This is a genomic window from Aeribacillus pallidus (genome assembly GCF_050478865.1).
Classification (GTDB): Bacteria; Bacillota; Bacilli; order Bacillales; family JACDOC01; genus JACDOC01.
In genome coordinates this window covers 62,067-69,876 of the sequence record NZ_JBCNBW010000059.1, presented here as the reverse complement: position 1 = coordinate 69,876, position 7,810 = coordinate 62,067, and the positions used below count along the sequence as shown (strand labels likewise).

Sequence of the window (7,810 nt, the reverse complement as noted above, 5' to 3'; positions counted from 1 at the left end):
CTTTAAGGGGTGCAGTTCAACTAGGCCTGATGGTTTTATACAAATTGGAAAGGGTCAGTATTAATTTTAGATGGCAAAATATCTAAATCCCATTTTTTAGAAGAGGTTTGTTCTGTTAACCATTGAGCTACACCTTGTTTCATTACTTTTTCCACATTGTGACCAGGATCTACAATATTTAATCCAGCCATGAGCGCATCATGGGCGGTATGGTAATACATATCTCCGGTTACATACACGTCGGCACCTTTAAATACGGCATGGGAATAATATTTATTCCCATCTCCACCAATTACCGCTACTTTTTTTACATTTGCTTCTAAATTTCCAACTACCCGTACTTGTGGTACGTCAAAGACAGTCTTAACAAACTCCGCAAACTCACGAAGTGTCATTTCTTTTTTTAACTCACCGATTCGACCTAGACTATACGTAGCCCCTTTCATATCTAATGGATAAATATCATACGCGACTTCTTCGTAAGGATGAGCTTTCAACATTGCTGATAACACTTTTTTTTCTAGGGAAACCGGATAGATGGTTTCAATCCGTTCTTCCTGAACGGTTTCTAACTGCCCTTGTTTTCCAATATGAGGTTTCGTACCTTCACCTGGTAAAAACCGACCTTCTCCGCCTGTTGAAAACGAACAATGGCTATAATTCCCAATAGCACCAGCACCTGCATCGCCAAGAGCTTGTCGCACTTTATTAGCGTCTTCTTTCGGAACAAAGACAACTAATTTTTTTAAAGGCTCTTCATAGGTTGGAACAAGCCCTTCAACGTTTTGTAGTTGCAACTGTTGGGCTAATAGATCGTTTACTCCACCTATAGCAACGTCTAAATTGGTGTGGGCTGCATAAACCGTAATATCATGCTTAATTAATTTTTCTATGATTCGACCGGCAGGCTGATCAACGACGATTTTAGATAACGGTCGGAATATAGGCGGGTGGTGAGCAATAATTAAATCTACCTTTTCTTCAATCGCTTCGTCGACAACTTCCTCTAAGACATCTAAAGCAATCATCACTTTACGTATCGGTTTGTTTAATGTACCGACTTGGAGTCCAATTTTGTCTCCCTCCATGGCTAATTGCTTGGGAGCTAATTGCTCAAACAATTGAATCACTTCATGACCGTTCGGGGTTTTCATCATTAAGTACCTCCTTCACATAGGCAATCTTTTTCTCTAACTCAATGCGCTTTTTGTTGACCCGTTCGTTTGGTGTGGCTTTGCTTATTTGGGATAATATTCGTTCAAATTCTTTTAATTCCATCTCCCATTTTTTGCGAAAAGCGCCATTTTGCTGGTGAATTAAAAAAGGACCCAATAACAATTCTTTTTCTAATTCGTTGTAAGGACGTGAAGGATCTCCTTTTTCAGCAACAATAATTTCATAAATTTTGCCTTCTTCTTCTAAGATTTCTTCCGCGATAATTTCCCAACAATGATCGTATAGCCATTTTCTTAACGTAGGAGCGCCAATATTCGGCTGTAATACAAGTCGTTTCACGGATGATAACTTGTTTTTCCCACGCTCAAGAATATTTGCAATGAGTGTGCCTCCCATTCCTGCAATCGTGATGCAATCGACTTCACCTGGAGCGACAACCTCTAAACCATCTCCTTTTCGAACAGAGATGTGACTTTCTAACCCTAGTTCTTTTACTTGGTTAACGGCTGATTGAAACGGTCCTTCAACCACTTCCCCAGCGATCGCTTTTTTGACCACTCCTTGTTTAACTAAATAACAAGGTAAATACGCATGGTCAGAACCGATATCAGCTACGGTCGCTCCATTAGGAACATAAGTAGCCACCCGTTCCAGTCGTTTTGATAATTTTTCTGCGTTCATGTTATTCACCACATTTTATAATATCTTTTCGTCCTTATTAAAACATAAAAAAAGTCCTTTGCAAAACTGCAAAGAACTCGAAAAAAATAAAAATTACTCAAGAGTCATGAGCCATTCAACCATTTGATCGGCATTGTCTGGAGAAACCAATCCACCAGGCATTGAACCTCGTCCGTTTACAAGAACGTCTTTAATTTCTTCTTTAGAAAGACGGTCTCCAATACCAGTTAACGCTGGTCCAACGCTACCTTCATAGTTTTGTCCGTGACAACCGATACAAGATTGGGAATAATGATTAGCTGGATCAAATTCAGCTGGTGCTTCGGTTTGTTCTTCTCCTTCATGTTCTTTAGCCAATTCTTCCATGTCACCAAGGCCTTTAATGGAAAGGAAGAACATAAGACCAATTCCGAATACCATAATAAGAATAAATGGAATAATCGGATTACGATTCATGATTTAACCTCCCTTATGTATCAACATCCGGTACGTAATATAATTACAAACAACTCTTATTTTACTTGAAAATGACAAGAAGGAAAAGCCCTTATAAGGATGTTTCAAATAGTTGTCGAAAAATAGACAAAATCAAAAGAATAAAAAAGGAGCCTACTTTTTTGTAGTCTCCCTCAACATATAGAACTTATACGATTTACAATCCAATTTGACGAGCGATCACCATTCGTTGAACTTCGGATGTCCCTTCCCCAATTTCTAATAATTTAGCATCACGCATAAAACGTTCAACATGATATTCTTTCATATACCCATATCCACCATGTATCTGAACAGCTTGAGACGTGATTTCTGCACACACTTCCGAGGCATACAACTTGCACATCGCTGCTTCTTTCGTAAACGGTCGTCCTTGGTCCTTTAGCCAAGCCGCTTTGTACACCATGTTACGAGCAAGCTCGATTTTCAACGCCATATCAGCGAGTTTAAATTGGTTCACTTGGAATTGAGAAATGGAACGACCGAATTGACTTCGCTCAGTAGAGTAACTGAGCGCTCGCTCGAAAGCCGCCTGAGCAATACCAACCGCCATAGCTCCAATGCCAATACGTCCACCATCTAACGTCATTAAAAATTGCTTAAATCCTTCCCCCTTTTTACCTAGCAAGTTTTCTTTCGGGACTTTTACATTTTCCAATACGAGCTCCGTTGTATTAGATGCATGTAACCCCATTTTTTCATAGTTATCTATTACCGTAAATCCTTCAGCATCGGTAGGTACAATATATGCACTAATTTCTTTTTTACCATCTTTTTGACCAGAAACAGCTGTTAACGAAACAAACTTAGCATAGCTCCCATTTGTGATGAAACATTTATTGCCGTTTATAACAACGTAATCCCCTTCTTCGACCGCCGTTGTTTGCGTTCCCCCCGCATCTGAACCGGCATTTGGTTCAGTTAGTCCAAAGGCTCCTAATGATTCCCCCGTACAAATTGGTACGAGATACTTTTCTTTTTGCTCCTTCGTGCCAAATAAATGAATAGGGGCTCCGCCTAACGAAATATGAGCAGAATAAGTAATTCCTGTTGATGCACAAGCTCGACTTAATTCTTCAACCACAATGGCAAAACTTATCGTGTCCGCTCCTGCTCCTCCATATTCTTCTGGGAACGGCAACCCCATCATACCGAGTTCTGCCAACTTTCGAAAAATTTCCTTTGGGAACGTTTTTGATCGATCACGCTCTAGTGCTCCAGGAGCCACTTCTTCTTCGGCAAATTCCCGAATCGTTCGTTTAATCATCTGCTGTTCTGTTGTTAAATCAAAATTCATCTCCATCCCCCTTACCGTGTTGAATACGCTTTCATTAACTATTATAATAGGGATGGATAAATTTTCTCAACATTTAAAACTTTATAAATATTTAGATATTATATTAAAATAGAATATAGAATGATTCCTACACCTAAAATACTGGCTATAGTAAAATATAACAATTTATACATTTTACCAAAAATTAACCATAAAACACAATTTCCAGTTAAAGTTATATAAAGGACAGCACCATGAGAATCATTCATTAATTGGGTAGCGTTAAGGGAGGTAAATAGGATGATCAACGCCAACGTAATAAGATGAAATTGGTAGTTGATTCCTTTTCTAAAATAATAAAAAACAAATGATCCCAAAATTACGACAAAAAATGTCAAAAACGTTGTTTGCAAAATGATAGACAATTCAGTAAAATAAATGACAAATAGGGAAATACCAAAAAGTATGAATGGAAATATATTTGGAATCGTTTTCTTCTTTTGCTTAGGAGGTTCGCTTCCTTCACGATAAAGGGCTAATAAATAATCACAATACGTTTCTGGTAGCATTTTGTTCTTTTTCCAAAATTCTATTTCCTTAATGATAATCTCTTTTCTCTTTTCGTTCATATTTTCACACCCTGTTGTTCAATTCGAGAAGAATGTAAAAAATCCTCTTTTTTCTGTGAAAATTTTGGAGAAAAAATGAAAAAAGTTTACTTTCAGAATAAAGGCATTCTGAAAGTAAACTCGTTCGTTCACCTATTCTAAAAAGTCTTTTAAACGTTTACTACGGCTTGGATGACGAAGCTTTCGTAAGGCTTTCGCTTCAATTTGACGAATACGTTCTCGCGTAACGCCAAATACTTTTCCAACTTCTTCAAGCGTCCGTGTGCGCCCATCATCAAGACCAAAACGGAGACGTAGAACGTTTTCTTCCCGATCAGTTAATGTATCTAAAACATCTTCTAGTTGTTCTTTTAACATCTCGTAAGCTGCATGCTCGGATGGTGAAGTGGCTTCTTGATCCTCGATAAAATCACCAAGGTGTGAATCGTCTTCTTCACCAATCGGTGTTTCTAAGGAAACCGGCTCTTGAGCAATTTTTAATATTTCGCGAACCTTTTCTGGAGTTAAATCCATCTCTTCCGCAATTTCTTCTGGGGAAGGTTCACGCCCTAAATCTTGTAACAGCTGACGTTGAACACGTATTAATTTGTTAATCGTCTCCACCATATGAACTGGAATACGAATGGTCCGTGCTTGGTCAGCAATAGCACGTGTAATCGCTTGGCGAATCCACCACGTAGCATACGTACTAAATTTATACCCTTTACGGTAATCGAATTTCTCTACGGCTTTGATTAGGCCCATGTTACCTTCTTGAATTAAGTCTAAGAACAGCATTCCGCGTCCCACGTATCGCTTTGCAATACTAACGACGAGACGTAAGTTCGCTTCAGCGAGTCGGCGTTTTGCTTCTTCATCACCTTGTTCTATGCGCTTTGCAAGCTCGATCTCTTCTTCAGCAGATAGCAAGGGAACGCGTCCGATTTCTTTTAAATACATGCGCACAGGATCGTTAATTTTCACCCCTGGTGGGACAGACAAATCGTTTAAATCAAATTCATCTTCATCTTTTTCTAAATCTTGAATGTTCGGATCATCATCGTCGCTGTCGTTTAAAACCTCGACACCTTGGTCAGTTAAATACTCATAAAATTCATCTAATTGATCAGAGTCTAAGTCAAAATGTCCTAGACGATCGGCGATTTCATCATAAGTTAAAACGCCGCGCTTTTTACCTAAATCAACTAATTGTTCTTTTACTTGCTCGATGGATAACTCAGTATCTACACCTTTGGAACGAGCTGATTTCTCAGCCATATGTCCCCCTCCTTCCAACATACACCGTTCATTATAGTGACTTTCGAAGTTCGATTATTTCCATTGCAATTTGAGCAGCTAATAGGTGATTCTTTTGTCGTTCCGCTTCTAATTTTTTCACTTCTTTTTCTTTTATTTTCATCATTTTTTGTTGTTTTATCACTTGGTACACATAATCTTGAAGTACTTGGTCATTATCTTCTTGCTCTACATCAATCATGGCAATTTCTGCGACAATTGCTCGAAGTCTTTCATCTCTTAAATAGTTAAGAAATTGACTAGAGTTCGGTTCATATCCTTCTTCATAATACGCCAGCAAATAGGTGAATATAATTTGATGCTCATCTATGTTGAACATTTGGCCAGCAAGTAAGTCCTTTACTTTATAAGCCACTTCCTCGCTTTTGAGCATATGAGCAATTAAGCGCCGTTCAGCCGTTTGATACGCTGGCAGCAGCTTTTGTTCCACAGCTATATAATTCGTCTTTGGCTTCCATGCTTGAGGATTCTTTTTCTTTTGTGCGTAAAATATTTGCCGTTGTTGCGATTTTAATGCCTCTAATGACAACGAAAACTCTTCAGCAAGTTGACGTAAGTACAGATCACGCTCAACCGCTCTAGGAAGCTTTGATATCTCCTTTAATAACTCTTCGATATACTGTAGGCGATCTCCTTCATTTTGAAGATTTTTGCCACGTCGATAAAAGAGAAATTTAAATGCCATGAACGTCATTGCCCCATCAATGACTTCATTTCGGAACTTTTCAGCGCCATATTTTTGAACATAGTCATCAGGGTCTAGGTCCATCGGCATTTGTGCAATTTTTACTTGGCAACCATGTTGTTGTAATAATTCAGCTGCTTTAAAAGCGGCATTCGTACCTGCATCGTCCGAATCGTAACAAATGATAACTTGATCTGTCATCCGTCGAAGGACTAATGCATGATGTTCCGTTAATGACGTTCCCATTACGGCTACACCGTTTGTAATTCCGGCACGATCCGCTGATATGACATCGGCAAAGCCTTCAAATAAAACAACCTGTTGAAATTTGCGAATAGAAGATCGTGCATGATGAAAATTATACAAAACTTTACTTTTATGAAAGATGATAGTTTCAGGGCTATTTAAATATTTTGGCTCATTACCATCAAGCGCTCTCCCCGAAAAAGCGATGGTCCTTCCTTTTTCATCAAAAATCGGAAACATGATTCGGTTGCGAAACCGATCAATAAATTCCCCATTGTTTCTTTGAACAAGAAGTCCGGCTTTTTCCATTAACGGTAAGGAATATCCTCTTCGTTTCAACAATTTGGCGACAAAATCCCAGTTTGGTAAAGACCACCCAATCTGAAATTTTTCAATACTCTCTAACGTAAAACCACGTTGCTTTAAGTATTCTAATGCTTCCTGACCTTCCTTTGTATTTATGAGCAAATGATGGTAAAATTTACGTAGAAGCTCATGCGCTTCAATCATTTGTTCATATTCTTTAGAGGTTTTCTGGCTCTTTTGTTCAACACCATGTTCAATATTAAGAGGGATGTTACTTTTTTGGGCTAATTTAATAACTGCTTCTTGAAAGCTAATCCCTTCATAGTCCATTAAAAAAGTAAAAACATTTCCTCCAGCCCCACAACCGAAACAATGGAAAATTTGTTTCTCGGGTGACACGGAAAAAGACGGAGTATTTTCACCATGAAAGGGACATAGCCCAAAATAATTTCTTCCTTGTTTTTTCAATTGGACATAGTCGCTAATGATATCAACAATGTCCACCGACTGGCGAATTTCATTAATTTTCTCTTCTGGTATTTTCGCCACGTAATGCACCACCAATATGATTGGTATTGTGATGAATCGAAAGCTTTTGTATTAATTGTAGAAATTGTCGGCAAAATGTTTGTAAATCTTCATACGAAAATTTTTTCGGACCTTTCCGAAACGTTCCACTTCGTCTTTCTTTTCCGTGAAGATAACGAAACTCAAGTGCTGTAGAGATATTTTCATTATCGTATGTGATTCCACGTGGAGTAATGACGTGTACCCCTTTCGGAAGAACGAGGGATAAAAGTCCTATATCATGGGAAACAAGTATATCGCCTTTTTTTATACGATTGGCGATATATAAATCAACAGCTTCTTTCCCACAGTCAACATGTACCCATTTTGCATTGTATTGCTCCTTGACTACGTGTGAATAGGAAGAAACAAGCACAACCTCAAACAAGAACGGTTTCGCCAAATCGACAATTTCCTTCTTGACCGGACAAGAATCAGCATCTACATAAATAG

8 protein-coding genes are annotated in these 7,810 nt (G+C 38.5%); all 8 read right to left on the bottom strand.

Annotated features, from left to right (window positions below):
• Positions 1-35: 35 nt before the first annotated feature.
• Complete coding sequence (locus tag ABES52_RS13050) at positions 36-1,154, bottom strand: Nif3-like dinuclear metal center hexameric protein (protein ID WP_429651616.1); 1,119 nt, start codon at positions 1,152-1,154, stop codon at positions 36-38.
• Complete coding sequence (locus ABES52_RS13045) at positions 1,132-1,857, bottom strand: tRNA (adenine(22)-N(1))-methyltransferase (protein ID WP_429651615.1); 726 nt, start codon at positions 1,855-1,857, stop codon at positions 1,132-1,134. Before ABES52_RS13045 ends, ABES52_RS13050 begins: the two co-directional genes overlap by 23 nt.
• Before the next feature lie 93 nt (positions 1,858-1,950).
• Entirely contained in the window at positions 1,951-2,313 is a 363-nt protein-coding gene (gene cccA / locus ABES52_RS13040; protein ID WP_429651614.1) for a cytochrome c550, read from the bottom strand.
• Positions 2,314-2,509: 196 nt separating this feature from the next.
• Positions 2,510-3,649, bottom strand: a complete 1,140-nt coding sequence (locus ABES52_RS13035) for an acyl-CoA dehydrogenase (RefSeq protein ID WP_429651613.1) — start codon at positions 3,647-3,649, stop codon at positions 2,510-2,512.
• Positions 3,650-3,747: 98 nt separating this feature from the next.
• Complete coding sequence (locus ABES52_RS13030; RefSeq protein WP_429651612.1) at positions 3,748-4,257, bottom strand: hypothetical protein; 510 nt, start codon at positions 4,255-4,257, stop codon at positions 3,748-3,750.
• A 132-nt stretch (positions 4,258-4,389) separates the two neighbouring features.
• Positions 4,390-5,514, bottom strand: a complete 1,125-nt coding sequence (rpoD, locus tag ABES52_RS13025; RefSeq protein ID WP_429651611.1) for an RNA polymerase sigma factor RpoD — start codon at positions 5,512-5,514, stop codon at positions 4,390-4,392.
• Positions 5,515-5,545: 31 nt separating this feature from the next.
• A complete protein-coding gene (gene dnaG / locus ABES52_RS13020; RefSeq protein ID WP_429651610.1) occupies positions 5,546-7,339 on the bottom strand; it encodes a DNA primase in 1,794 nt (597 codons plus the stop codon).
• Positions 7,311-7,808, bottom strand: a complete 498-nt coding sequence (locus ABES52_RS13015) for a YaiI/YqxD family protein (RefSeq protein WP_488168059.1) — start codon at positions 7,806-7,808, stop codon at positions 7,311-7,313. The genes dnaG and ABES52_RS13015 overlap by 29 nt, the downstream gene beginning before the upstream one ends.
• Positions 7,809-7,810 lie beyond the last annotated feature (2 nt).

What these genes read in the sequence shown, in the direction of transcription:
- ABES52_RS13050 (WP_429651616.1), bottom strand. Translation starts at nt 1,154, where the DNA reads ATGAAAACCCCGAACGGTCATGAAGTGATTCAATTGTTTGAGCAATTA.
- ABES52_RS13045 (WP_429651615.1), bottom strand. Translation starts at nt 1,857, where the DNA reads ATGAACGCAGAAAAATTATCAAAACGACTGGAACGGGTGGCTACTTAT.
- cccA (WP_429651614.1), bottom strand. Translation starts at nt 2,313, where the DNA reads ATGAATCGTAATCCGATTATTCCATTTATTCTTATTATGGTATTCGGA.
- ABES52_RS13035 (WP_429651613.1), bottom strand. Translation starts at nt 3,649, where the DNA reads ATGAATTTTGATTTAACAACAGAACAGCAGATGATTAAACGAACGATT.
- ABES52_RS13030 (WP_429651612.1), bottom strand. Translation starts at nt 4,257, where the DNA reads ATGAACGAAAAGAGAAAAGAGATTATCATTAAGGAAATAGAATTTTGG.
- rpoD (WP_429651611.1), bottom strand. Translation starts at nt 5,514, where the DNA reads ATGGCTGAGAAATCAGCTCGTTCCAAAGGTGTAGATACTGAGTTATCC.